Source organism: Bacillus paramycoides, from assembly GCF_038971285.1.
In the GTDB taxonomy this organism is placed as follows: domain Bacteria; phylum Bacillota; class Bacilli; order Bacillales; family Bacillaceae_G; genus Bacillus_A.
The window spans coordinates 178,937-203,934 of record NZ_CP152429.1 but is presented as its reverse complement, the minus strand read 5'-3'; the positions used below and the strand labels follow the sequence as shown (position 1 = coordinate 203,934).

The 24,998-nt window shown below is 31.1% G+C and carries 23 protein-coding genes and 2 pseudogenes; 17 read left to right on the top strand and 8 right to left on the bottom strand.

Annotation, left to right across the window (positions count from 1 at the left end):
* The first annotated feature begins 49 nt into the window (after positions 1-49).
* Positions 50-490 (top strand): hypothetical protein, encoded by a 441-nt coding sequence (locus AAG068_RS28685; protein ID WP_342719938.1) that lies wholly within the window; start codon positions 50-52, stop codon positions 488-490.
* Between the two features lie 216 nt (positions 491-706).
* On the opposite strand, the gene AAG068_RS28680 is transcribed toward AAG068_RS28685, so the two are convergent.
* The 3 genes from AAG068_RS28680 to AAG068_RS28670 all read right to left on the bottom strand — a co-directional run bounded on the left by AAG068_RS28680 (position 707) and on the right by AAG068_RS28670 (position 2,685).
* Positions 707-844 (bottom strand): hypothetical protein, encoded by a 138-nt coding sequence (locus tag AAG068_RS28680; RefSeq protein ID WP_342719937.1) that lies wholly within the window; start codon positions 842-844, stop codon positions 707-709.
* Between the two features lie 807 nt (positions 845-1,651).
* The gene (locus AAG068_RS28675) at positions 1,652-2,044 is read right to left on the bottom strand and encodes a hypothetical protein (protein ID WP_342719936.1); all 393 of its coding nucleotides are present in this window, start codon (positions 2,042-2,044) and stop codon (positions 1,652-1,654) included.
* An 80-nt stretch (positions 2,045-2,124) separates the two neighbouring features.
* A complete protein-coding gene (locus tag AAG068_RS28670; RefSeq protein WP_342719935.1) occupies positions 2,125-2,685 on the bottom strand; it encodes a hypothetical protein in 561 nt (186 codons plus the stop codon).
* A gap of 842 nt (positions 2,686-3,527) precedes the next feature.
* Here AAG068_RS28670 and AAG068_RS28665 point away from each other — a divergent pair.
* The 5 genes from AAG068_RS28665 (at position 3,528) to AAG068_RS28645 (ending at position 5,938) form a co-directional block, all read left to right on the top strand.
* Positions 3,528-3,716 (top strand): hypothetical protein, encoded by a 189-nt coding sequence (locus AAG068_RS28665; RefSeq protein WP_342719934.1) that lies wholly within the window; start codon positions 3,528-3,530, stop codon positions 3,714-3,716.
* Between the two features lie 62 nt (positions 3,717-3,778).
* Positions 3,779-4,060, top strand: a complete 282-nt coding sequence (locus AAG068_RS28660) for a hypothetical protein (protein WP_342719933.1) — start codon at positions 3,779-3,781, stop codon at positions 4,058-4,060.
* Positions 4,061-4,072: 12 nt separating this feature from the next.
* Positions 4,073-4,249, top strand: coding sequence for a hypothetical protein (locus AAG068_RS28655; RefSeq protein WP_342719932.1), 177 nt, complete (start codon positions 4,073-4,075; stop codon positions 4,247-4,249).
* Positions 4,250-4,379: 130 nt separating this feature from the next.
* Positions 4,380-5,099 (top strand): hypothetical protein, encoded by a 720-nt coding sequence (locus tag AAG068_RS28650; RefSeq protein ID WP_342719931.1) that lies wholly within the window; start codon positions 4,380-4,382, stop codon positions 5,097-5,099.
* Positions 5,100-5,398: 299 nt separating this feature from the next.
* Complete coding sequence (locus AAG068_RS28645) at positions 5,399-5,938, top strand: hypothetical protein (RefSeq protein ID WP_342719930.1); 540 nt, start codon at positions 5,399-5,401, stop codon at positions 5,936-5,938.
* Between the two features lie 669 nt (positions 5,939-6,607).
* Here AAG068_RS28645 and AAG068_RS28640 read toward each other — a convergent pair.
* Positions 6,608-7,437, bottom strand: a pseudogene (locus AAG068_RS28640) (alpha/beta fold hydrolase).
* A 978-nt stretch (positions 7,438-8,415) separates the two neighbouring features.
* Between AAG068_RS28640 and AAG068_RS28635 the strand changes: the two are divergent.
* Entirely contained in the window at positions 8,416-9,300 is an 885-nt protein-coding gene (locus AAG068_RS28635; RefSeq protein ID WP_000104999.1) for an Rpn family recombination-promoting nuclease/putative transposase, read from the top strand.
* 158 nt (positions 9,301-9,458) lie between these two features.
* Here the strand turns inward: AAG068_RS28635 and AAG068_RS28630 are convergent, their stop codons facing one another.
* Positions 9,459-9,587 (bottom strand): hypothetical protein, encoded by a 129-nt coding sequence (locus tag AAG068_RS28630; protein ID WP_342719929.1) that lies wholly within the window; start codon positions 9,585-9,587, stop codon positions 9,459-9,461.
* A 444-nt stretch (positions 9,588-10,031) separates the two neighbouring features.
* On the opposite strand from AAG068_RS28630, the gene AAG068_RS28625 reads away from it, so the two are divergent.
* From AAG068_RS28625 to AAG068_RS28610, 3 genes and pseudogenes are all read left to right on the top strand, one after another.
* A complete protein-coding gene (locus tag AAG068_RS28625) occupies positions 10,032-10,829 on the top strand; it encodes a cell wall hydrolase (RefSeq protein WP_342719928.1) in 798 nt (265 codons plus the stop codon).
* A 1,214-nt stretch (positions 10,830-12,043) separates the two neighbouring features.
* Positions 12,044-13,858, top strand: a complete 1,815-nt coding sequence (locus tag AAG068_RS28615) for an acyltransferase family protein (protein ID WP_342719927.1) — start codon at positions 12,044-12,046, stop codon at positions 13,856-13,858.
* A gap of 499 nt (positions 13,859-14,357) precedes the next feature.
* Positions 14,358-15,098, top strand: a pseudogene (locus tag AAG068_RS28610) (MFS transporter); the annotation flags it as partial.
* A 171-nt stretch (positions 15,099-15,269) separates the two neighbouring features.
* Here AAG068_RS28610 and AAG068_RS28605 read toward each other — a convergent pair.
* Complete coding sequence (locus AAG068_RS28605) at positions 15,270-15,737, bottom strand: RsfA family transcriptional regulator (RefSeq protein WP_342719925.1); 468 nt, start codon at positions 15,735-15,737, stop codon at positions 15,270-15,272.
* 355 nt (positions 15,738-16,092) lie between these two features.
* Here AAG068_RS28605 and AAG068_RS28600 point away from each other — a divergent pair, with 355 nt between their 5' ends.
* The 5 genes from AAG068_RS28600 to AAG068_RS28580 all read left to right on the top strand — a co-directional run bounded on the left by AAG068_RS28600 (position 16,093) and on the right by AAG068_RS28580 (position 20,255).
* Positions 16,093-17,733, top strand: coding sequence for a S8 family peptidase (locus AAG068_RS28600; protein ID WP_342719924.1), 1,641 nt, complete (start codon positions 16,093-16,095; stop codon positions 17,731-17,733).
* Between the two features lie 210 nt (positions 17,734-17,943).
* Positions 17,944-18,291 carry a YxeA family protein gene (locus tag AAG068_RS28595; protein WP_342719923.1) on the top strand — a complete coding sequence of 116 codons (348 nt, stop codon included), beginning with the start codon at positions 17,944-17,946 and terminating at the stop codon, positions 18,289-18,291.
* Positions 18,292-18,628: 337 nt separating this feature from the next.
* Positions 18,629-19,036: a type VII toxin-antitoxin system MntA family adenylyltransferase antitoxin gene (mntA, locus tag AAG068_RS28590; protein WP_342719922.1), complete on the top strand. Its 408-nt coding sequence runs from the start codon at positions 18,629-18,631 to the stop codon at positions 19,034-19,036.
* The gene (gene hepT / locus AAG068_RS28585) at positions 19,026-19,439 is read left to right on the top strand and encodes a type VII toxin-antitoxin system HepT family RNase toxin (protein WP_342719921.1); all 414 of its coding nucleotides are present in this window, start codon (positions 19,026-19,028) and stop codon (positions 19,437-19,439) included. Before mntA ends, hepT begins: the two co-directional genes overlap by 11 nt.
* Before the next feature lie 405 nt (positions 19,440-19,844).
* The gene (locus tag AAG068_RS28580; protein ID WP_342719919.1) at positions 19,845-20,255 is read left to right on the top strand and encodes a hypothetical protein; all 411 of its coding nucleotides are present in this window, start codon (positions 19,845-19,847) and stop codon (positions 20,253-20,255) included.
* A gap of 425 nt (positions 20,256-20,680) precedes the next feature.
* Here AAG068_RS28580 and AAG068_RS28575 read toward each other — a convergent pair whose 3' ends face one another.
* A complete protein-coding gene (locus tag AAG068_RS28575) occupies positions 20,681-21,160 on the bottom strand; it encodes a CPBP family intramembrane glutamic endopeptidase (protein ID WP_342719918.1) in 480 nt (159 codons plus the stop codon).
* A 547-nt stretch (positions 21,161-21,707) separates the two neighbouring features.
* Between AAG068_RS28575 and AAG068_RS28570 the strand changes: the two genes are divergently transcribed.
* Entirely contained in the window at positions 21,708-21,923 is a 216-nt protein-coding gene (locus AAG068_RS28570; protein WP_001167047.1) for an alpha/beta-type small acid-soluble spore protein, read from the top strand.
* 75 nt (positions 21,924-21,998) lie between these two features.
* On the opposite strand, the gene AAG068_RS28565 is transcribed toward AAG068_RS28570, so the two are convergent.
* Positions 21,999-22,412: a hypothetical protein gene (locus AAG068_RS28565; protein ID WP_087995131.1), complete on the bottom strand. Its 414-nt coding sequence runs from the start codon at positions 22,410-22,412 to the stop codon at positions 21,999-22,001.
* Between the two features lie 944 nt (positions 22,413-23,356).
* Here AAG068_RS28565 and AAG068_RS28560 point away from each other — a divergent pair.
* The gene (locus AAG068_RS28560; protein ID WP_342719917.1) at positions 23,357-24,727 is read left to right on the top strand and encodes a lytic polysaccharide monooxygenase; all 1,371 of its coding nucleotides are present in this window, start codon (positions 23,357-23,359) and stop codon (positions 24,725-24,727) included.
* The last annotated feature ends 271 nt before the right edge of the window (positions 24,728-24,998 follow it).

Here is a 24,998-nt window from a genome sequence, read left to right as displayed (position 1 = left end):
GATTTTTGAACAAGCTTTATTTTAAAGTAACGTTTAAAAGGAGTAAAAAATGAATACAATTAATAAAATCTTAAGCGATTTTGCAGATATAAATGCAGACGAATACGTAAATAATTATTATGAGCTTAGTATTATGTCAGAAAATAAAAAGGACAATATTTTTGAACTTGCCAATAAGGCGACATACGCTACTAGTAATGACATATTAGAACTCATCCACTTGAAAGAATGGAAAAAAGAATTCCTAATTTGTCAATATCCCAATGGAGAGTCTTCTTGGTTTGGGAAAATACCGTACGGATATGATTTAAATGGATTGACGCCCAAGGAATTTATAATAGAGCAGTTATTAAATGTATTCAAACAAGAACCAGATGAGGTTTATTGGATTAAATTAGATCCAGGAGGTTATTATGCATGCTGTTATGAAGAATATTTGTTTAAGACAAACAAAAGGATTTATTTTTTTAGTATGCAAGTACACGATTAAATAATCAGGATTTGAAATATAGTTTTATTAATAAAAAAGATTGATAAACTAATAATAAAGAAGAAGTCTCCATGTCAAAGGAATAAGAATTAAATGAAGAATACAGATAGCCCAGGTGAATTTTGTATTCTTCTTAATTCCTATTATGTTTTTAAAAATAAAGTTAAAAAACCAAGCACCTAAAATTGTAACTGTTACTTCAAAAATTGCAATTACCTATTCTAGTATAGTATGTTCTACATCAGGAGAGGCACCAGCCATACTAAGAATAACTATAACTGGAAATGAAGGTATATAAACAAGCAAATAAGAAAAAAAGTAAAAAATATATTTTAACAATGTTTTTCCTTCCATAAGAACGACTCCTTATATAGAACTTATAATTAATGTGGAATTTTTACACTAACTCAAAAGTTACACATGATATTTTTTTAGTACATAAAATTAAAAGTTCTATAAATGAATGAAGCCCACTAGATAATGTCATTTTAGAGGGCCTCAGTGCTAAAATATCATATAAAATCAAGAAGTGGTAAGGAACTATAGCAAACAATTAGTCTATATTTCAATCTAATTATAGCGAAAAAGCTAAGAATTGGAATCTTGACTTTTTTTGCTATATACATATCAGAAGGTAATAAGGGACTATAGCACAATTCAATCAATATTTTAAAATATATAATATTTAAAATAGATGGTAATATACTATGAAATCATATCAATAGTAATAAGGAGCTATAGCTTAACCCTTTAAAAATATATCCATATTATAACAAAAAAATAAGGTGAACACATAATGTAATTTGAATTTTCTGTTGAATTAAGAATTAAAATATTATCACAGTTTTTATAAAAAAAATGCAATGTTTCAATAAAAGTTACGAAGCTTCTCACATTAGATAATTATATCTATAGGGAGAAGCTTGTTAAAGCAATCAAAAAAGATTTTATTTGAAACAAAATTTATTCCGTTATCTTTTAAATTAAATTGATATAAGAATAATTTTTACTGCACCTTCATCTGCTATCCGGATGTATAGGTTCGTAATATCCTGTTTTTAAAAAAATTCTGTATTTCTCATAAATAATTTAAATCTAGAGACTGTTGCATAAGAAAGACATCTTCAACTGAGGAAGACGTCTTTTTACTTACTAAGCCAATTATATAGAAGCAGCTTCTTTAACTCTATCAGCTTCATCTTTATTTAAAACTGTATGTTCGCCTTTGAAGTTTATTACATCAGCACCATTTTCATTAAAGTACACTGTTACAATTAATGCTGAGAAACCTTCATTACTTTTACTTATTTCAAGGATTAAATCTGGTATCTTCTCTCTAACATCAAATTCTTTATTAGCAGACCACTTTTTTTCTTTAAAAACATCGTTAATAATTTTTATTTTTTTACTATCATTTGTTTTTTTGAATTGTGAATCGTGAGGATTTGTCGCTTTACCTACAGATAGGATGGTATCTGAGGAATTATTAACAGTGCATCCAGCGATTATTACTACTAAACTTAGCAAAAGTAATAATCGGATAAATATCTTCATTAAATCACCTTCTTTTAGTTAAATATATGATATTATACGGACAATATTCTAGTCCGTTGACCGTACCTCCTTTTTTATGCTTAAGGAACTATCTTCATATACCCTTGACCACTATGCCAATATAGATAATGGTCAGATCTTGAAGTAACTGAATAACCGAAAGAAACGCTTGGCGTATTAACACCATAATTATATGTTTTTGTTGTATTTCCATAGTTATAAAAATCACCAGATACAAGATAGTTTAACCCTTTTTTATCATTATTCCATGCTTTTACTTCACCTTCAAATTGCTTAGTTGTTCCCCAAAGGTCTTTTCTAATTAAACCTGCATGATTTATGTTTCCAATCCACCCGAAACTTCCATCACGACATTTTTCAACAATTGTATATAGATATGGGTAATAAAATTTTCCAGTATCTAATTGTTTAGTAGCTTCACCATAATCACAAGTCCCCAATGTTTGCAGGTTATTTGGATTTTCTGCCTTTACTTCTTGAATAGGACGTCCACTACGTTTTGCTATACGTTCCATTGCCTCTTCGTATGTTAATTCTTCAAATGTAGTTGTACTGTCGATTCTTTGGATATTACCAGCGGCTGAGGCAGGGTCAATACCTAGTAGGTACCAAACAAACATAAACGCTAATGAAATACTAATAACTTTTTTATTTTTCTCCTCCTTTTATAAAATTAGAACTTAAATAATTGATATGCTAAACTTCCCTTAAAAAGTAATATTTTACATTAAAACCAATTATTTAATTTTAAATTAGGTATGATTGCTTATTTTCTATTCAGAAAGATACAGGAGGAATAGAAAGTGTTTTGATATTAGGAAAAATAGATATAATTTGATTGCTTATTACAATATCGCTATGCATACCATTTTGTACAACTCTAATTAGTCTTGAAATATTTGAAAATAGAGAAAAGAAGGGTTGCAAGATACTAATTAAGATTTGAATGAAAATTAGTAGGTAGTGGGTTTCTTGTATGGGAAGACTTAATAAATAAAACTGTTTATACTGTAGCTAAAATAATAAAGTGATTAAGATTTTTTATGAAAATTGAATATGAGCTTATTGTAGAAGAAAATATAAAATAAGGATCCAATAAACATTTTTAATCAAATATTAATTCTAAATCAAAATGAAAAACAAATTGAATATCGTACTAATTGTTTATATAATGTACCTAAGAATTACTTTTTTCTTTTTATCATCCATAAATACTACAACCCTTTCGGGGAAATGACTTTGTAAAGCAGCATTGCTTGCAAAATTCATATACTCGAAAGGGTTTTCTGTGTTTAAAAACAATTAGGTTTATGCCGTTCATATAGATATTTTTATAAAGAAAGGATGAAAGTAGTTGTATATATTTGAAAGGGAATTTTAATATGCAGTTATTCTAAAGGACTTGTAACACTTCCACTAACTTATTAAACAAATTTCATACTAAGTAGTAGGAGGAAAAATAATGCATGTTACAACTAAAACGAATGAACTAAATGGATTTGAGCGAATAGCTAAGTTTTTAGAAGAAGTTGAGATATCTGATACTCATCCGCGGATGATAGAAGTTCTTGTAGAAGGTAAAACATATCAGTCTGCCTTTTGCTTAGTACATGTCGTTGCTGATATAGGGCATTACTACTTTGCACAATAATTTGGGGCTTTGATAGTACAGTACAAAGTATAGAAGCGGTAATTGATAATGGAATTTCTGGTTTGAAGTTTGGTACTGGAGAAAAAAGCTCAATAAGTTATCAATTTGAATCACGGTTTCGGTTTTATGCTGAAAAGGGAAAATATACAACATTTCCAATTACAATTAATGGCCGTAAAGCAATCATTATGGTACATGATTTAGTAAGAAAGGGATCGTATACCTTTTCATTTGAAGAGTCACCAGCTGTTGCAATTCGTAACGTTATAGGTGGGAAAAAGTATGGAATTGGTACTTTAAAGGAAGGGGAAGAATCTATTTATCAAGGATTATTAGATAAATAGGGGATTGAGACTTTGAGTCTATACCTTGTTACTATACAAGTATACAAGAAGTTATTTAAATATTTCCAGGTGTTAAAGTTCAATTTCAATGAATATGAAATGGATCATTGTATTAGTGAAATGGTAAAAGAGAAGAAAAATCTTGTTTCAGAAGGCTGGTTGTGGAACCGCGTTAGAAGAGGTCAATAGTTTAACTGATTACATGTTTAAATATGCAGAAATTATATTAGAGAAGGTGTCACATGTGGTGAAACAATTCTATATCCCTCTAATAAATTTGCCTTTAGAACATTTTCTTTCATAAAGGGAGGAAATTATAATGATAGGTGAAACTTTTAAAAATTTGTTAATAAGTCTGGCTGGTTTAATAGTGGGGTTAAGTGCTATATATTTAATAATTAAATATAGTTTCAAATTAACAGTAGAAAAAGCTATACCTAATTTAATAGCCTATGCTAGCTTATATTTACCGGGAGTTATAACATTTGGTTTAGTTGGATACTTTTCTAATTCATGGATTTTTGGAATTGTAATGGGTGTTATAGTTGAAGCAATTCATTTCTATGGGTTAGGAAGAATACTAAACCAAATATCCTCTTCTTTAAGAGCGATGAAGGTGAAAATTGCTATAGCAAAAGCAAATAAAATAGCAAATGCTAAAAACAAACCTTTAGAGGTAATTGAAGCTGCTGAAGTTAATATTGAAAAAGAGAAGATAGTGCAAGAGCAACCAGTAATTGAATTGAAAAAGGAACAGAAGGAACTTATAAAAACAGAAGAGCCAGAAATAATTGACGATGCAGATGATGTAGAAGATTTAGATGAAATGGAAGGATTAGAGCGTGTAGCGGTACTTGAGCACCTGGAAATGGTCGCAGAAACTAAAGAAGAATTACTAGTTAAAAATGGTTCTACAGTTAAGCGTGAACGTAAACAAGCAAAAACTACACCGGATACACAGGAAATTTATAAACAACTACAACTGGTTTTAGTTGGTGGGGATTCAGAAAAAAATAATGAAGAAATTAGTTTGGATTAATATAAGAGCTATCATCATGTTTAATGATGATAGCTTTTTGCATCTAGAAGTAAAAAGCTTTTTTTTAATGAGCTAACTACTGTCGCTTTTAAATAGATGTGGATTTGAAATAAAGATTAACCGTTTTGAAAAAAGTTTAACTGTTTATAAAAAAATTGCACCGTTTTGCCCCTTTGGATATGCTTTATCTGAAGGGGTTTCCTATGGTAAAAGTAATATAAGGTTATACGAACGGGCCATTTTGTTGTACTATTAAGGGGAAACAAGTAATTGCGTGCGTCGTAAAAAGGGGTGCTGGGGTGAATGTAATTGCGTGGTTAATCGTTGCATGTGAAATAGGGTTTTGGGTTGTTATCACTTTAGGTCTATTCACACGATATATCCTTAAAAAAAATAAATTAGGATTGTTTTTCTTAGCTTTAACACCTGTTATTGATTTAATTTTATTAGTTGCTACGGGTGTCGACTTGTATCGTGGTGCAATTGCTACCCAAGTACATGCAATTGCTGCTGTTTATATTGGAATCTCAATCGCATTCGGTAGGAGTATGATTGAATGGGCTGATATACGCTTTCAATATTATGTGATGAAACAAGGATCAAAACCAGTTAAAAGATTTGGCATCGATTACGCGAAATACTACTTTAAAAGTTGGGGACAACATGTGCTTGCTTTTCTAATAGGTGCCGGAATTTTATCCATCTTAATCTATTTAATTAACGATTCTTCTCGAACAGAAGTGTTGGCTGGATTTCTAAAAGTATGGACACTTGTGTTAGGTATTGATTTTCTGATTGCCATAAGCAATTTTATTTGGCCAAAAAGGGCAAAGGGGTAACAATTTAAAATACCGCAAACGGGCGCGATTGTTTAAGATCATCGGTAGAAAATGATCAAACTTTATTATAAAAATTGCATAGTATTTCACAAAAGCTTAACCCGTTTTGATCAATCTTTTTTTCAAAACGGGTTCTTATCGTTTAACTTAAAATACGGGTTTGGGGGATATTTCTGATCAAACTTTATTCCAAACCAACAATAGAGTCACGATGTTTTGAAAAATGATGCGATAATTATAATAAAGTCGCGAAGGCTTGAAGAAAGTTGCGATAAAATATAAATGTTAAGAGATAATAAAGTTGTTTAATGTAGTGTAGTGCTATCCTAAGGGGAAGTGAAAAACTCCTCTTGGTGATAGCACTATTTTTATACCGTAAACAGTTGTTTTGTATTTTTTAAAACACTTACAGGAAATTCAAGTCTTAATCTACCTCTGTTTCAATTTAACACGGATTGTTTGCTTTTCGCGGCTATTAAGTGACAATAAAGTTGTTTATTTATAATAAAGTTCTTTAAAAAATAATAAAGTTGTTTAATTTCTATACATTTAATTTCATTTGCACTCAAAAATTAATAATAAAGTTATTTAATCCTTATTGAACGAAAGCACCTGTTAGTTGAAGAGCAACAGATATGGAAGTTTGGTTGAAAAAAATATTGATTGTATTTACTCACTTGATTCGCAAACCGAATTGCTCCTAATTAGCCAGTCTTTGATTAGTTCTTGAACTATTTTACGTTTTTCTATTTGAAGCATATGACCAGCACCATCTAAAATGGAAAACGTAGCATTCGAAAATTTTTCTAGAAGAAAAAAGTGATCTTTATAACCACAGATGGAATCTTGTTTCCCTAGAATGATGAGTACAGGTTGTGTAAGTATACCTACATCATTAAGCGGTTCTTCAGAAAGAAAATACCCTTTCTCTCTCCAATTTGACATTAAAAAATTTTTTTAGCTAATAATCGTCCAGGTTGGATTTCGTTTAAAAAGTAATTAAGGTTCTCTTTATTTTGATAATTCATTAATGTTTCAAAAGCCATTCTTATATCAGAATCCAATTCTGTTAATAAATCTTCATCATTTGTAATAACTATTTTTTTAGGAAGATTCCTATCTTTCAAATGAAGTGAAGTAGCCAGCAAACAAATACTCTTTACATTTTTATGTCTATGGTGTAAAACACCTTGTGCCAAATATCCTCCATATGAAAAACCAATAATAGAAAATGCTTGGTTAGGAATTGTCACATCAACAAAGTTCAGAATATTTAAAAGTATATCATCTGAAGAGTTGAAATTTTCGTCAATTAAACTTCGACCGTGAGCAGGTAAATCTATATATATCCTCTGAAAACCCTGAATCTTATCAAAAATTGGCTCTATCCAAGCTTTCATAGATTTATGGTCTGTACCCATTGAATGCATTATTAATATTGGAAAGCCATTCCCTATGATTTCATAATAAATACTACCCTTTGCAACTAAGCAATTCATTGGAATTTTTCTCCCTATTCATATCCATTTTATCCAACCTATTTTATGTCAACCTACTATGATATAGTTCTGTACTAAGTTGAAAATACCTTTTGACCGCTTGTTAGAAAGATTTTTAAATAACTTTATTATTTTTTAAATGACTATGTTGTGAATTAAACAACTTTAAAGAGCCTTACTACAATATGATTTGTAACGAGGCTCTTATATTTTTAAATAAAAGTTAAATAATCTAGTGTATGGGGTTTAAAAGCAAACCCTTTATTAGTATGTTTATTATGAGTGTTCATTTTCATTATTTGGCTCACAAATTAAGCAACTTTATTATTCATCCAAAAACCCATTCTCTATGACACGACTAGATTTTTAAACGAATTTAATAGCCATCTGTCATTTACATAGACAGATGGCTATTGTATTTTTGGTGGCAAGATTAAATAACTTTTTATCTTTACATTTGCCACCGAGTTCAAGATTAGATCACTATATACAATGTTGTATAAATGCATACGAAAATCTTAACAAAGATGAACCATTAGATGAAGAATTCAACGACATGGATTCTTGGAGAGAGGTAGTCGAAAATATTGAAGTTAATGCAAATATATAATCGTAATGTTTTGAGTGTGGGATGCGAGAGACTTCTAGAGATAATAATTTAGAGGAATTATAAGAGGGAAATCTAGATCATATAAACGAATTAAACAATTATTGGACAAACAGGTTAAGAGATATGTTGGTTAAATATACTTATTTTGAATTAGCAAAGTAGGTTTTAGTTTGATAATAATGTGATCAAGGAATAGACGAATAATAAAGATTTTGGCACAAAACGAAGTTATTTGCAATCGCTTTTTATTGGAATCACAAGTTTTTATAAGTTTAGAAACCCTGATAACATAAGAGTCTGTTTGCATGTGCTACCTTTTTTTATGTACAATAGTAATAAGACATGATATAGACAGGGAGAGGAAATCCATGTCCACTAAATTAGTGAATTTACGCATTGATTTTGCTTTTAAACAGTTATTTGGAACAAAAGGAAATGAGGAAATTTTAACTGGTTTCCTAAATGCAATTTTAGAGGAATCTTTAGATGCACCTATTACTTCGCTACAATTAGATGATCCACATCTCCATAAATCTTATGAAGATGATAAGTTATCGATTTTAGACCTATTAGCAACGCTAGATAATGGAACGCAAGTGAATATTGAAATTCAGCTTCGAAATACACATGATATGGTAAAGAGATCATTATATTACTGGAGTAAACTTTATACATCCCAAATGCAAGAAGGAATGCCATATCGTTCACTTCGGAAAACTATTACCATTAACTTACTAGATTTTATTTTATTTTCTCAGGATGATGCATTTCATACCATCGGGCAATTATGGAATACTAAAATGCAGCAACTCCTAAGTGACGACATTGAAATACATTTTGTAGAGATACCGAAATTGGTAAAACAATGGCGTGAAGAAAAAGTAAACCCGTGGGAAAATACATTTGTTCGTTGGATGTTATTATTACCAGCGCATGAAGATGAACATTTAACTCAAACATTGGAGGAGATTGCGATGAATCAAGATCCAATTTTACAAAAGGCAATAAATAAATGGGAAAATATGAGCCATGATTCTTCTTTTAGAACAGCGTACGAAGCTCGAGAGAAATTGCTTTTAGATGAACAAGCCAAGCTAGCACATGCAGAACAAGAGGGCATGGAAAAAGGTATTGAGCAAGGTAAGATGCAGATGATCCGAGGAATGCATGAAATTGGTGTACCACTTGAAACTATTGCAAAAGCAAGTAAGTTGAGTGTGAAGGAAATAGAACGTATCTTAAATCTAAAATAAATATATGTGAGTATATAAAACTCATGAGTAGAAAAATTAGACGTTCATTATCATATACGGTTAATGGGAAAGTATTGCTTAAGATTTTAGCAGTGCTTTTTCTATATCATTTAAGGCAATTGATCTTTTGTAAAAAAAGTCAATTGCCTTTTTATGATTTAAAAATATTTTAACTTTGTAATAAAGGAACCTAAATCATAACCTGTTTTTATTATAGCTATAGCTGAAATCACAGCTAATGGATATTTAATATATGGATTGTTGAAGCGTTCTATTATGTTTTTCATGTTGTAAACCTCCATGGCATTATTTATATGATTGTATTTATTATACTTAATATAATGATTAATGGTAAACATAATGTAAAGAAAGACACTTAATTGAAGGAGAACTAAACAAAATAATAGATAACAAAACCTTCATTTTTATCATTCCTTTTACAAGTAATTAGGAGTCAGTATAGCATATAGAAACAGTTCTTAGGAAAGAAACTATTAGGCAATTGAAATAAGCCACTACTTTCATCATATTTATTTTAAGAATTGATTATCTAATTCTTTTGAAACATAACTATAATAATTCAATCTCAATATTATAAGCAATCCAATTATTATATAGAAATACAAATTCAATGACTTGAATTCAATGTTTTGTTACGCTATAGATAGCTTGATTTGTTTTTAACTTAAACATATTAAGAGTACTTAATAATTTTTAGGAGGCTTTTTTGAATGAAGTTATGTAAGGCGAAAACCTGGTTACCATTATCTGCTGCAATGATTACAGTAGTATCAAATCCAGTAGGGACTGCGGCTTCAACGGTTTATACGGTTCAAAAGAATGATACCCTAGAAGCAATAAGTAAACAATATGAGGTGTCCGTACAATCACTTAAACAAGAAAATAATAAAGCAAATGATCAAATTAATATTGGAGAACGTTTAACAATTCCGATATCGTCAACTGCAAACAAATATGTTCCAAAAAATAATTCACCAGTTTCAAATAATACATATCAAGCAATTTACCAAGTAAAAAGTGGGGATACATTAAGTTCTATATCACAACAATATAAGGTTTCAATACAGTCAATAAAACAAAACAATAACGTAGATGAAAACCATATTTTTGTCGGTCAGCACTTAAAGATTGATACTGGTATTTCATTACAAGAAGTGGACTTAATGGCCAGGTTAGTAAATGCAGAAGCAGGAGGAGAACCGCATGCAGGAAAGGTTGCGGTTGCAAAGGTAGTATTAAATCGTGCTAACGCAAATGGTTTTCCAAATACAATTACAGGTGTAATTTATGAACCCATTAAAAATGGTTATGCATTTACTCCTGTTACAGACGGTAGAATTAATCAGCCTGCTACACAGGAAGCAAGAATGGCAGTAGAAGAGGCTCTCACTTCAAAAGGAACAAATTCTGATTGGCTTTATTTCTACAATCCCAAAACCTCGACTGATCAATGGATTACAACACGTCAAACCGTTGCACAAATTGGAAACCATCTGTTTGCTAAATAAAATAATCGTACATTAATAGGTTTCCAAAGAGATAAGGAGAGGTTATTTTTGCGTGTAGTTCATTCACTATCAGCAATATTAGCAGTTATATTTTTAATTTGTGGTGTTATTATTCACGAGTATGTATTGGTGTTTTTGGTAGGGATTTGTTGCATGGTGATAGTAAGCTTTATAATTTCCAGTATACGTAATTGGAAAGAGAATAGAAAGCGTATTTCTATCGTGTATTTTACCTGTGTATTAATATTATTGCTATTAACAATATATCTTTTGTTTGTCACCTTTTACACACGTTCTTTTGAATTTTAGTACTATTATATAAGCTAACGCGGCCCAAAAATCAAAAAATGATGAATTCCTCAAAAAATAACCAGCTCGATTTATCGAGCTGGTTATTACATCCAGAAATCCTCAAAGTCTTCGCTGTAATTTTACTTTATGAAGATTATCCCCTTATGGAACTACTCCCACTGTTATCTCGTATAGACGAGGAAAATTAATAAGTAAGGGGCTCAATCGAATTCTCACTTATTAGTAGGTTATCACCATAGTTATTGTGGTTAGAAGCCTTATCGTTTCATTCTTCCAATTGATACTTGCGGAAATCTCCCGATTATGGTGTGTACAACAAGAAGAGTACTCCCATTTTCGTAGGTTTAGATTAGTAACGTCTTAGTTTTGATATCCATAACAAAAACATAATTGATTTAAAGCAAATATTTCCGATACGATAATGGTTTGTTTGCTATACCATTACGCTATCCAGCTAACAAAGAGAGTAAAAATATTAAAGAGGAATTTTTTAAATGGAGGCGCTTTATCAGTAAGAGAAATATGTAATTATACATATCCCTTTTTTATAATGTTTTTATATGCAAAATCCTTTACATATGCATTATCGATTATATTCAAAATGTCACAGGCCTTGATATGTCTGTAAAAATGTATCAAAATTTTACTTTAAGGCACACGGTATATAAATTTTTGATTGGGCAAATTCCTCTTTTTTAGGAAGAGTAAAAACACCTACTATAAAAATTTTCACAACAGAGCTAGATAACGTGATAAAGTATGTATTGCTGTGCATGTAAATATCAAAAAAAGCTTTACAAAATGATGTTTGTAGTGGTTTAGCTTATACGATTTTAGGAAATTAATAGCATTTTATGACGTTATTATTAACCTAGTTTTCAAGAAATAGAGGTGAATGTAGGATGACTAAACCTTTTAAAAAAAATAGTCGTTATATGGTAGGGTTGGACAGTCTAAGAGGTCTAGCTATACTAGGTGTTATTTTGTATCATATTAATTTTAATTGGATGCCTGGAGGATTTTTAGGAGTTACAGTATTTTTCGTACTTTCAGGTTATTTAATTACAGATATTCTAGCCATGGAGTGGAAGAGAAATAAGAGAATTGATTTGAAAAAATTCTGGCTTAGTAGGGCAAGAAGATTGCTTCCAGCAATGCTTGTTATGCTCGTTATAACATTGGCATGGATTACGATTTTTCATAGCTCTTTACTTGAAAAAATGCGTGGAGATTCATTAGCGGCATTATTTTATGTTAGTAACTGGTGGTATATTTATCATAAATTATCGTACTTTGATAATTTCAACCAGATTTCTCCATTAAATCATTTTTGGTCGTTAGCAGTTGAGGAACAATTCTATGTTGTCTGGCCGTTTATTATTAGTTTAGGACTTTACTACATAAAAAAACAATCCCGTATGATTTTATTGATTTGTCTAGGAGTATTTGCTTCAGCTTTAGCAATGGCAATTTTGTATGAACCTGGAGTTGATCCGAGCAGAATATATTATGGTACAGATACGAGGGCCTTTTCCTTACTTATTGGAGCGGTACTTGCTTTAGTCTGGCCAAGCAATAGGCTTGCTAATAAAATTATCCCGAAGGCGCGTTTCATCCTTGATGTAGTAGGGGGCATTGCTCTTATTATTATTTTGGTTATGTTTTGGAAGACCAATCAATATGATCCATTTCTATACAAGGGAGGAATGGTTCTTTTATCAATTGCAACAGCATTGTTAGTGGCAAATCTAGCTCATCCAGCTAGTCGTATTGCTCAATTTTTACGATTTAGACCTTTACGTTGGATAGGGGTAAGATCGTATGGCATATACCTCTGGCATTATCCAATTCTCACATTAACGACTCCAAAAGTAAATGCAGGGGATTTTTCAATAATAAGAGCAATCCTTCAATTTCTTTTAATAATATTGATTGCGCAAATTTCATGGAAGTTTATCGAAAAACCAATCCGACAAGGTGCGCTCCGGAACATTCAGTTTAAGAACTTAAGACTTCAAAATGTCACTTTAGGTGTTAAGTTAGCTTTAGTTTGTTCATTATTCTTTTCGTCAATAGCAGTTTTAGGGTTATCAAATGCTAGTAAGGCTAAGGAGAATTATCAACAAGATAAGGTGGAAGCAGTACAAACACAACCGGCGCCACATCCAGTTGCTGTTTGGGAAAAACCAAATCAAGAAACGCCTCTAAATCAAGGGGAATCAAAAGAAGTAAATTCTGCACACCCTAAAAATCCACTCACAGTTACTGCGATAGGCGATTCCGTTATGATTGATATTACTCCATATTTAAAAAATACTTTTCCTGATATTAGGATTGATGCGCAAATTGGCCGTCAGCTGTCAAAAGCGATTCCAGTAGTTGAACAGTTAAAAAATGAAGGGAATTTAGGAAACTATGTCATTATCGGATTAGGTACAAATGGAGCCTTTACTACTGAGCAACTTGTTTCATTAATAAAATTAATTGGAAACGAACGTAAAATAATATTTATTAATACGAGAGTGCCACGTCCGTGGGAATCAATTGTGAACGAGAGACTGAAAGTAACAGTAACTAAATATCCTAATGTAACTCTAGTTGATTGGTATGCAGCAAGTGCTGGAAAGAGGGACTACTTTGCACCTGATGGTGTGCATTTAACCAATGTAGGTGCAGAAGCATACACAGTCCTTGTGGCTAAAGCGGTTAATCAATAATTAATTATATTTGATCAAATTCTTTTGCAAAGTTAGCTGCAATAAAAAAGATTTATGTTTGGAGAAATAAACTTTTGGCATTTAGCAATAATTCCTGTAATTCATAATACATTGAAAAGCGAAGTTTAGTTGAAGACTTCGCTTTTTTGTACGGGACATGAATGATGTCGATGCCTTTTACTATACGTACGGCATAACGAAAATGTTGAATTTCTGTGGTTTTGAAAAAGTAGTTGTCACTTTACAGGTTAATAAATAAGTTCTGTAGGGTTCTTTAACGGGCTAATTATATTTTTCTTACTAGATAATGTATCAGTTCAATTATTGACACTCCCACGGCTAAAGCCATAAGCTGACTAACGTTATTGGGATTCTTGCTACCAAAGGCGAAGTCTATTTCTAGTATCGCTGACGTGCGCAAGACTGTGGTGTGCCATTACTACTCTCGTAATTGACTGTATGAGTTCTTAAAATATAGAATACTAGAATGAAAGTACACTTACTTAGAATGGCTCATAATATAGGAGCTACGATAGGCCCTATAATTGGTGCAGCAGTTGTGGTTGTATCAAAAGATGTCATATTTTTGATTACTTCTGGAACCATGCTATTTTATACAATATTAATGTTATTGTTTCTAAAGGAAACAAAACCTAAAAATATAATGATACATGAGGAAACACATAAACAGTCAATAAGATTTACGTTAAGAGTTGTTATAAGAGATAGAATATTTCTATTTTATATAGTGACGGGAATCATTATATTTATGAGATTCTCACAATCGGAAGGTATGTTACCACTTCATTTTAGTAATGAGGATACAATTATTTTTGGAAATATTAATTCATTTCCATATTTAAGGACTTTAAATGGCTTATTGGTTGTATGTTTCCAATTTCCTATTTCAAAGTGGTTTGATGTAATAGACGCAAATGATTTAATTATTCTAGGCTCATTATTAATAGCTTATACAGTAGGGGAAATGATTATGTCACCTGTCCAAATGACATTCGTCGCTAATATAGCTCCAGAACATTTGAGAAGGACTTATATGCAATGAATCACAGGTAATGTATTTGGACCTCTACTAGAGGGTGTATTACTGGAGCAGCTTTTAGGACATATGTTATTTACAATCTTAGGTGTGGGTTGTATTATTTCTGGATTTGTTTACTTACTATTAGATAGACTTATTGAGAATAGAAGTAGAGAAATACCTATAAAACAAACATCTTAATTTTAATATTGTTAATGAGTTGAAAATTAAATTTTATGTTTTAAGAATTAAGCAAAGTGCACGTTTATTAGTAGTAAATGTGCACTTTATTTATTAGTATTTAAAATTAATTCATATATAGTAATTTTTTAGGTTAAAACCTAAGTATATAAAAGTAAGTTACTGCTTCTGTTAATCAATTACAACTAAACTCCTTGACCTATCAATATGATTAAGTAACATACGATACTCTTCTTCATACATAGTTAAACGTTGTAGAAGGGATTGATTCTCAGCTTCTAAATCTTCAATTTGATTTTGTAAAATTGTCAATTCATTTACATCTTTATAATTTTGTAGAAAGAGAATAATGTCATCTAATGTATTAGACAAAGAGTTTGTTTCTTTTTCTGGTTGGGAGAGAGGAATGCTGTTTCCCACTTTTCGGTGTTGTTTGGCTTGTTGTATTTCGTCTTGGTATTGTTTTCTCACATATGAATTCCAACGAAATCCACAAGCTGCGGGTGTTCTAGCTAGTAGTTTTGCTACTTCTTTGAATGCAGCTAACTGTGTTCCACCGTTACGAATATACTGAAGTACTGTTGATGCGAGAAGTAAATCGTTATCATTAGTCCAAGAATCTTGTCTTGAAATTACCACGTTTTAACCCCCCATATATGTTTTATATTACATATATGCAGTTACTTAAAATGATAGAAGCTCAATCGTTCTTACAATAATTAGGGGTAAGTTTATAGAAGTATCTATGATTTTCAATGCAAAATTACATATAAGGTTGACTATTCATTAAACCTGTAACTATAATAGTTGCAGGTTTGTAACTGAATTAATAGATTGGATTGACATGAGCTAGTTCTATGAATGATGTATAAACAAATATTTAAGAATGAATGGAGTTGAAAATATAGACCTACATATAAAATATATTTCTAGAAAGAAATTAGGTAATATACATTTTTTTATAATTACATATTAATAAAAAGAGGTGCGCGTTTTGAAAATTTTTAAGGGAATTCTAGTTTCTTCAATTGCATTAACAGCATTTAATGGAGTAGGTGGTATACTTCCAAGTGAAAAATCAGAAGTTGCCTACGCAGCTACTTACAATTATTCAAATAAGCAATTGAATTCTACTGTACATAAGCAAGCTACTAAACAATTAATTTTAAAATTTAAAAATGAAGTGAATTTACCATATCAGGATGGAATAGAAAAATTCATTAGAGAAGAAAAACAAGATCCTGAATTCATTGGAATTTTAGCTGAATATCCAAATGTAACTATAAATCGACTTTTTAATTCTTTAAATCCTAAAGAAATTAAAAATCTAGGTAAAGAAATAAAAGATTCTGATCATATTTCTTCTAATTTGCTAAACTACTATATTGTAGAAACTCAAGATGGTATTGATGTACAAGCGTTACTTACAAAAATTGAGAAATCATCTCTTGTTGAAACAGCGTATTTACAGGAAGAAGAGGCGTCACCAGCAGAGCGTTTACCAAATTTATCTGTTAACCCATATGATGAGCCTAGACTTACAAGACAAGGTTATCTTGAACCAGCACCATTAGGAATTAATGCACCTTATGCCTGGAGCATAAAAGGTGGGGATGGAAAAGGGACTACATTCGTAGATATGGAGTATGGGTGGTTATTTAGTCATGAGGATTTAGTGAATCAAAAGATTGAATTGATATCTGGACAGAATAAAAGCGAGCACCATGATCATGGTACTTCAGTCTTAGGAATTGTTTCGGCAGAGGATAATAACATAGGCGGAATTGGAATCGCACCCAAAGCTAAGGTAAAGGTTGTATCTCAAATTAGGGATAACGGAAATTATAATACAGCTGATGCTATATTAAGTGCAGTTAACAATATGCAAGCTGGAGATATTCTTTTATTAGAAGCCCAAGCAACTTACGATGGATATGGAGATAAGAATTATTTCCCTGTAGAAGTAAAACCGGATATATTTGATGCAATTCGTCTGGGAACAAATAAGGGGATTATTATTATTGAAGCAGGTTCAAACGGCGGAAATGATTTAGATCAATTTAGAGACCGTAATGGTAAACAAGTTTTAAATCGTAATAGTCCTGATTTTAAAGATTCAGGGGCAATTATGGTTGGGGCAGCTTCTGCAAGAGTTCCTCATAAGCGTTCATATTTCTCTAATTATGGTAGTAGAGTAGACGTGTATGGATGGGGGAATGCAGTAGATACAACAGATGCTAAACCAAGTGAATTTACAACAAATCTATATACTTCTAGCTTTAGTGGAACATCTAGCGCATCACCTATTATTGCTGGTGCTGCTGCATCAATTCAAGGAATTGCAAAAAATAATAAGGGAAAAGTATATACACCAAGCCAGCTTAGGAATATTTTAAGCGACCCTAGTACTGGAACGAAATCTAACGATCCAGTCTCTGATAAAATTGGTGTTTTACCTGACTTAAAAGCCATTTTATCTAAACTTGGTTTTTCACCAAACTTAGGGAATGATTCTTCCATTGTATTTCCTGAAGAACAAGAAATAAATAAAGGAAATCAAGGTTCTACTATTACGTTCCCGAAAGAGGAGTCCGAAAATAGTGAAGGGAACTCTAATTTCATTTTCCCAGAATAATAAAAATACCTCCTATTTAGAATGAGGTAAAATAGTTTACTCAATAAGAACAAAGGATATGGATTCAATAGAAATATGAATTCATATCCTTTTAATTTTATGCTGTTTTTACTACCTTACAAAAACGTAATGTTAGCGTAATGGAAATGAATTTTGGCAGCAAATAGATTAGGATATAATTTTTGTGAGAAAAGATATGAGGTGAGTAATATGAAACGAATAGTACTTATGTGTAGTGTTTTTGTTTTCTTGACAGTAATATTAACAGGTTGTAACCTAAACCGTCTTGGTACAGATACACATTATGTACAAATTACCAAAGATGGTGAAAAATTAAAAGAGAAAAATGTAAATGGGGATACGACTTACCAATATAAATTAACTGGATTTGATAAGGATGGTAAAGAGAAAGAAATGGAGTTTACAGCGTTAAAAAACCTTCGTAAAGAAGCATTTTTACGTATATATTACTCTGAGAAAAAAGGTGTGAAATCTTGGGAAGAGGTTAAGAAAGACGAACTCCCTACAAAGGTAAAAGAAAAATTAAAGGTGGATTAATATATATAAGTCTTTGTTAGAGCAATATATCCTCAAATTATTAGAATGTATATTAAAATAGGCTAAAGTTCTTCAGAGTTATAAAGGTAAGAGGCTGACAGTTATTGTCAGTCTTTTGCTTTTGCAAGAAGAAAATATAAAAGAAATTTAAAAGGCGAAGTGTTGGATTATAAACAATTATTTAAGATTCAAAGCTACAACATACCTATTCCTGAACTATAATAATTTTAGGCCAGAAATAAGCTTCTAGTTTTGTTTAAGTATTTGTAGTAGTTTAAAGGCTTGATGATTGGTTATGATATAATAAAATTCAAGTATACTAAGGGGGATTAATGAGATGATTTTTCAAAGCATGATAACAGCTATTATAGAAAAATTACAAGAGACGGTGAATCCCTATTGGATAATTGTGTTTGGCTCAACGGCTGAGAACAGAGAACGAGAAGATAGTGATATTGATATAGCTTATTTAAGTGACACAACTTTAGGGAACTATGAACGTTTTTTATTAGCACAGGATTTAGCTAACATTGTTCATAGAGATGTTGATTTAGTTGATTTATCCGAAGCTTCTACAGTTTTTCAAGCTCAGATTATACATACAGGAAAGACAATATTTTGTTCGGATGAAAAACGTAAGGTTATTTTTGAAATGAAAACCTTAAAAATGTATTCAAAGTTGAATGAAGAACGACAGATTGTATTTGATAATATAAAGAAAAGAGGTTCTATATATGAAGAATGAGGTTATTTTAAATAAAATTTCTACAATAGAGCGTTGTATAAAAAGAATCCAAGATGTATATGGAAATGACCCTGAAAATTTAGAGGACTTTACAAAACAAGATTCAATAATATTGAACATACAAAGAGCTTGTGAAGCGAGTATTGATTTAGCAATGCATATTGTTGCAGGGAAAAAATTAGGACTACCCCAATCTAGTCGAGAGGCCTTTGACTTATTGGTTACAGCAGGATTACTTAGCGCAGATCTAGCAAATAAGTTAAAGGCGATGGTTGGATTTCGTAATATTGCTGTTCATGATTATCAAAGTGTAAATTTAGATATTGTTCGTCAAATTATCGAAAAACATTTAACTGATTTTAAAATATTTACGAAAGAAGTAATGGGGATATTGGAATTTTAGGTAAAAGAACAGAATAATAGGGCTGAGAAAGAAAGTAATTCTATGATTCCCAAACCAGCTATCTTAATTTCGCAAGAAGAAACGCGGTCATAAGATGAATCTGTTTATGTTGTAGTGAGGCTTTGCATGAGATGTGTGTAGATAATAGTAGGAACAATATCCATATACAATTTTATCAACAAATAAGTAAATATTTTTAAAACTAATTTTTATACATAGAATGTATACCCAAAACAAAAAAGTTTCCAAGAGGAAACTTTTTTTGTTTTGGGTAAATTTATAATGATTAATTAATATACAGTTTTTGAAAAAAATGATGAATCATGTAAAATCATCTTCATTTACATGAACATAAACATGGTATAAAAATGAAGCATATCCAAAATAATTAAAGGGGCTGAAAATATGATTAAAAAACTTATTATTGGTTCTATAGTTTTAGGCACAACAATAGGAGTAAGCAAACCTACATTTGCTGCTACAATACATTCTTCATCACAGTTTAAAGAAATTCAAAATATTCATGTGCAATCCCTACAATCCCCATGGCAGTATTTAGGGCAAACTTCAAGAGAACTTCAAATTAAAAGTAAGGATCCAAAAGTACTAGCTTTTGAACTAGCAAAAGAAGCGCCATTTTACCAAGAAGAATTAGTAGGAATATGTTCGGTAATTTTAGATGCAAATGTAGATGTTGTATATTGGACAAGTAAGGAATGGGTTAGATTTGAAGAAGGAAATTATGAATTCAAACATGAAATTAAAATTTTTAGAGATAAAGAACGTCAGCAATTAATTACTGCACTAGAATCGTAGATCTTTTACAAAAAAGAAGCTATGCTATACTCCCCCTTATAGTAGATAGGAAAAAGAAAACACATTAACCTGTTTACTATGAAGGGGATTTTTCTATGAGTTAAATTAGAATTACTCGCTATATAAAATCCCCCAAAAAAGAAGTGCGTTTATACTTAAAAGAAGGTATAAGGGATAAACCTGTTGCGAAAGAATTAGAGATTTAATATCCTATTGTAAGTCGTTGGATGAAATAATTCGAAACTGTAGGTATTAAAGAACTAGAAGAAATTAAGCCACCTGAGTCTATATTTGTATGGACTCAGGTGGCTTAGTTGCGCTTTGAAAATACTGTCTACCTGACAGGGCACTCTCTAATATTTATTTCGTGTCTCTTACCTTAAATAAGTACAAACATAATTCATTAATCTATATTATCTTTAAACTTATAAATTTGATGCTATAAAAGCAATAGAATTATGTAATAAGTGAATCAAAAAAGCAACTCCAAAAGCAGACATTGTAACCTGATATTTTTCATTCTTTTTTTTATATACCCAATAAGCATAGTTATATAAAAGACCAATTATTGTTGTACCAACTATATAAGTGATTCCATATTGATGATTTAATCCAAATATAATTGATGCCATTAAAATGATAAGGTAATCGCGATCTTTAATATAAGGAATCCAACTTAATACCCAAAATAAAAATACTTGAAAAACTATTGTTTCATATATAGGTGCCGCTAATACCCCCAATAAAACTTGCAGAATAAGAGGTGCTTCTGTTATTGGGTTTTTTTGTATTTCAGGTAAGAATAGATCTAATGGTATAACAAATAAAAATGTTCCTAATAAAATAAGAAAAACAAAAGAAATTGTAGGTAAAGCAAACATAAATCTATTTCTTTTTTTTAGCATATATATTTCTCCTATAATCTTTTAATACATCTATACAAAAAGTAATAAATAGTTGGGTTTCTTTTTGTTTGACATGTTTTCGTTTACTATTGATGAAAATCGTTCTGTAATTGAATCCTTGGCTTATATATAGGTGTAGCTATAAAGTAGGGATATTTTAACACCATATTGTTAATATCAAAATATTAAAGAGCTAAGTGAGATATTAAGGTCACACCAATTCTATGATAAATAATATATCAAGCTTCTTAAGGAAATCTGTTGTATAGGGCACTCTTGTATTAATTATTTTACTATATGAATATTTAAGTGCATATAGTTTTGGGGGGAGTATGTATTTTTGCATTTTTTTAATACAAAAATTTTTTGTTAACACTTATTTACTGCGCTACTTCATATGAATTTAAGACAATTGCAGAAATAAGGCTAAAAGGGTCTAAGTTTACAGCTTAGGTATATATGTAAAATGGCTAAACGAATAATTTTTTTGCATATTTTGTTGGAAATAGAGCATGATATTACCAAATTCAACGGAGGTGTTTAAAAAATGCAAATACGTGAAAATAATAATTCAAACGAAATCTTAATAGCAGCTGCAGCAAGTGCAATTGAACAAATGAAATATGAAATTGCTCAGGAGTTTGGTGTTACACTTGGACCGGATTCAACAGCAAGAGCAAATGGTTCAGTAGGTGGAGAAATTACAAAACGTTTAGTTCGTATGGCGCAAGAGCAGTTATCTGGTCAATATAAAATTCACTAAAGTTAAAGGTATATCCCATGGAAGGGATATACCTTTTTAATTTGTCTTTAAAGAGGATAGTGAAAATTTTTACTGCTAGTTAAATTTAGATACTGCAAATTTGGCTGTGAAATTCATCTTCTTCATGTAAGAAGAATTTACTCCTGCTTGAAATTGAACAGAAATATTACCGTCTTTTTGTGCTTTGAAGACGCGACCGTATGGTGAATTAGCATTGTATGTGCCAATTACTTGATCATCTGCATCAAAGACTGTATAAGAAATTGGGAACCCGGAATTTTGTACAAAGACTGTAAGTTCTTCCCCTTTATTAAGATTAAATGATTCTTTTTGAGAAACTTCATAGGAACTCATAGAGTAATATTTTGTAACTTCTTGAATGTCTAAATTTGTAGTTGCCGCACTCGCTTTAGGTGCCTCTGCTCCTGGTAAGTTCATACCTGATAGTACTGCAATTCCTAATGCCCCTGCTAAAATAACTTTTTTCATAATGCTAGTTCCTCCTTTAATATATTGTGGGATTTGAAAAGGAAGTGAAAATATCACTTCTTGAAACTATTATAGTTACAACGAGAATGATTTTCAATGAGATTTGATATGTAATTCTGCATACATAAGATGTCGATATAAGGTAATCTATCCGAAGTTTAAAGTATTCTTAAAGAAGGAGAGGACAACTTTTCAAAACTATGAATGGGATGGTGGCTGGTTTTTATATACGTTGGTTCTATAAGTAAATATTTTGTTGTTTTCTATCGTGCATTGTATGTAAACAAACAATCAAATGTTGATAAAGTTGTATAATATGGAATTATTAAACAAAAGTAAATGATTATATGCTATAATAAAGCTGCAATAAGGTTCAGCATCCTAATCTTATTGTGTATATTTAGCCTATGTATGTCGTTTGTATTAAAAATAAGAAGTCTCTCAAAAAGAGGCTTCTTATTTTTTTGATAGAGGGGGAATACGGATGATGGATTATTATCAAATTTTTTTATTTGCGATGGCATGTATTGCCTTGTTTTTTATATACTACATGCTGGGAAACCAACGAAAAGAAGTAAATGGAAATTTATTGGTATAATATTTTTATTTTTCCTTTTGAATTATTTATTTCTTAAATTCGTATAGGTAATTGTAAGAGGGAATACGTTTTTTGTTCTAAAATTACAGTAAGAAGAACTTTTAAGACAAAAAGAGGGTTATAGGAAAAAGTCCAATAACTGTCATAATTTCTGTGCGAGTTTAATAAATTGGTATGCGATAATTTAACTATAGGGTTATTTGAATGTAATGAAGGTAAATAAATAGTTGAGTATGAAATTATGAGATTTTGTATTCAATTGTTAATTTTAGTTATACGTGTTTAGCCTTCACTTACATCCATGCTCTTAATATAGTAAGAAATTCAATAGGAGGGGACTAGTAGTATGAATAAAAAAATTCTAGGGCAGTTTAGAAAAATGGCAACAAATAAAAAAGGATTAAGTGCTGCTGCAGTAGCAGTGGGAATTATGAGTACAACTCTTATTCCTCAAAATGCCTATGCACACGGGTTTGTTGAAAAGCCAGGTAGCCGTGCAGCTTTATGCAGTCAAAATTATGGAGCGCTGAATTCAAATTGTGGAAATATAATGTATGAACCGCAAAGTTTAGAAGCTCCTAAAGGATTCCCACAGGGTGGACCAGCAGACGGGAAAATTGCTTCAGCAGGAGGCCTGTTTGGTGGGATTCTTGATCAACAAACAGCTGATCGATGGTTTAAGAATACGATTAAGGGCGGAGAAAATACCTTCACTTGGAAATACACAGCTCCTCATTCAACAAGTCAATGGCACTATTACATCACGAAAAAGGGATGGGATCCAAATAAACCTCTAACAAGAGCAGACTTTGAGTTAATTGGTACTGTAAAACACGATGGTTCTAAAGCATCTAATAATTTATCACATAAAATCAATGTACCAACTAATCGTAGTGGGTACCATGTTATTTTAGCTGTTTGGGATGTAGCTGATACTGTAAACGCTTTCTATAATGTGATTGATGTGAATCTAATAAATGATGAAAAACCAGATAAAGAGGCACCAACCAAGCCATCTGAACTACAAGTAATAAAAGCTACTTCAAATAGTGTAGAATTTAATTGGAAACCTGCAACAGACAATGTAGGAGTGAAAGAATATCAAGTACTACGTAATGGAGAACTAATTAATACTGTAGTCGGTACAAGTGTAATTGATAAAAAATTAAACCCAAACACAGAATATACGTATACAGTAAGAGCAGTAGATGCTGCAGGAAATATATCTGAGAAAAGTGAAGCATTAGTTATTAAAACAACAGAGGAAAAACCAGATACAGAAGCACCAACCCAGCCTAAAGGATTACACAGTATGGGAACCACTACGAGTAGTATTGATTTAATGTGGAGTCCATCGGAGGATAATGTAGATGTGAGCCATTATATTGTATACAGAGAAGTTGGAGGGGCCATGAAAGAAATAGGTACTGCTAATACAACTGCATTTATGGACAAAGATTTGCAAGCGAATACAGTATATAAGTATGTAGTATCTGCTGTCGATACATCTGGTAATGAATCAATGAAAAGTGATGCCATCACAGTTACAACAAAAGGACAAGAAAACTCTTATGAACAATGGGATGCGCGTAAAGCGTATAAAGCAGGAGATAGAGTAGTTCATGAGGATAAGGTGTATGAGGCAGTTCAGAGTTATCAAGGGAATGGGGATCCAAATTGGATTTTTGCATTGTCATTATGGAAAGAAGTAAACTAATAATGGCAATAGTGAATCCCTTTAGTTTTTAAACAATGGGACAATTATAAGAGAGGGTATTCCTATTTTTTAACTCTTAATATTGTTTGAATATCAATTTCTGCATTTTCAATACCTATTAATAGGGAACGAAACCAAATAAGAAAACTATTATTCAAAGTACCTAACACGAATAAAAAGATTAGGTACTTTGAATAAATATTTGATAGATAATAAAAACAATAAGATATAAAGCAACCTTATTATTTAATTTGCTAATGTAATTGGCGCT

Excerpts from the sequence above, each read along its gene's own strand:
- AAG068_RS28615 (WP_342719927.1), top strand. The coding sequence starts at position 12,044 with ATGACTAAACCTTTTAAAAAAAATAGTCGTTATATGGTAGGGTTGGAC.
- mntA (WP_342719922.1), top strand. The coding sequence starts at position 18,629 with ATGATTTTTCAAAGCATGATAACAGCTATTATAGAAAAATTACAAGAG.
- AAG068_RS28575 (WP_342719918.1), bottom strand. The coding sequence starts at position 21,160 with ATGCTAAAAAAAAGAAATAGATTTATGTTTGCTTTACCTACAATTTCT.
- AAG068_RS28595 (WP_342719923.1), top strand. The coding sequence starts at position 17,944 with ATGAAACGAATAGTACTTATGTGTAGTGTTTTTGTTTTCTTGACAGTA.
- AAG068_RS28685 (WP_342719938.1), top strand. The coding sequence starts at position 50 with ATGAATACAATTAATAAAATCTTAAGCGATTTTGCAGATATAAATGCA.
- AAG068_RS28635 (WP_000104999.1), top strand. The coding sequence starts at position 8,416 with ATGTCCACTAAATTAGTGAATTTACGCATTGATTTTGCTTTTAAACAG.
- AAG068_RS28650 (WP_342719931.1), top strand. The coding sequence starts at position 4,380 with ATGATAGGTGAAACTTTTAAAAATTTGTTAATAAGTCTGGCTGGTTTA.
- AAG068_RS28570 (WP_001167047.1), top strand. The coding sequence starts at position 21,708 with ATGCAAATACGTGAAAATAATAATTCAAACGAAATCTTAATAGCAGCT.
- hepT (WP_342719921.1), top strand. The coding sequence starts at position 19,026 with ATGAAGAATGAGGTTATTTTAAATAAAATTTCTACAATAGAGCGTTGT.
- AAG068_RS28560 (WP_342719917.1), top strand. The coding sequence starts at position 23,357 with ATGAATAAAAAAATTCTAGGGCAGTTTAGAAAAATGGCAACAAATAAA.
- AAG068_RS28670 (WP_342719935.1), bottom strand. The coding sequence starts at position 2,685 with ATGTTTGTTTGGTACCTACTAGGTATTGACCCTGCCTCAGCCGCTGGT.
- AAG068_RS28680 (WP_342719937.1), bottom strand. The coding sequence starts at position 844 with ATGGAAGGAAAAACATTGTTAAAATATATTTTTTACTTTTTTTCTTAT.
- AAG068_RS28580 (WP_342719919.1), top strand. The coding sequence starts at position 19,845 with ATGATTAAAAAACTTATTATTGGTTCTATAGTTTTAGGCACAACAATA.
- AAG068_RS28665 (WP_342719934.1), top strand. The coding sequence starts at position 3,528 with ATGCATGTTACAACTAAAACGAATGAACTAAATGGATTTGAGCGAATA.
- AAG068_RS28565 (WP_087995131.1), bottom strand. The coding sequence starts at position 22,412 with ATGAAAAAAGTTATTTTAGCAGGGGCATTAGGAATTGCAGTACTATCA.
- AAG068_RS28675 (WP_342719936.1), bottom strand. The coding sequence starts at position 2,044 with ATGAAGATATTTATCCGATTATTACTTTTGCTAAGTTTAGTAGTAATA.
- AAG068_RS28625 (WP_342719928.1), top strand. The coding sequence starts at position 10,032 with ATGAAGTTATGTAAGGCGAAAACCTGGTTACCATTATCTGCTGCAATG.
- AAG068_RS28630 (WP_342719929.1), bottom strand. The coding sequence starts at position 9,587 with ATGAAAAACATAATAGAACGCTTCAACAATCCATATATTAAATATCCA.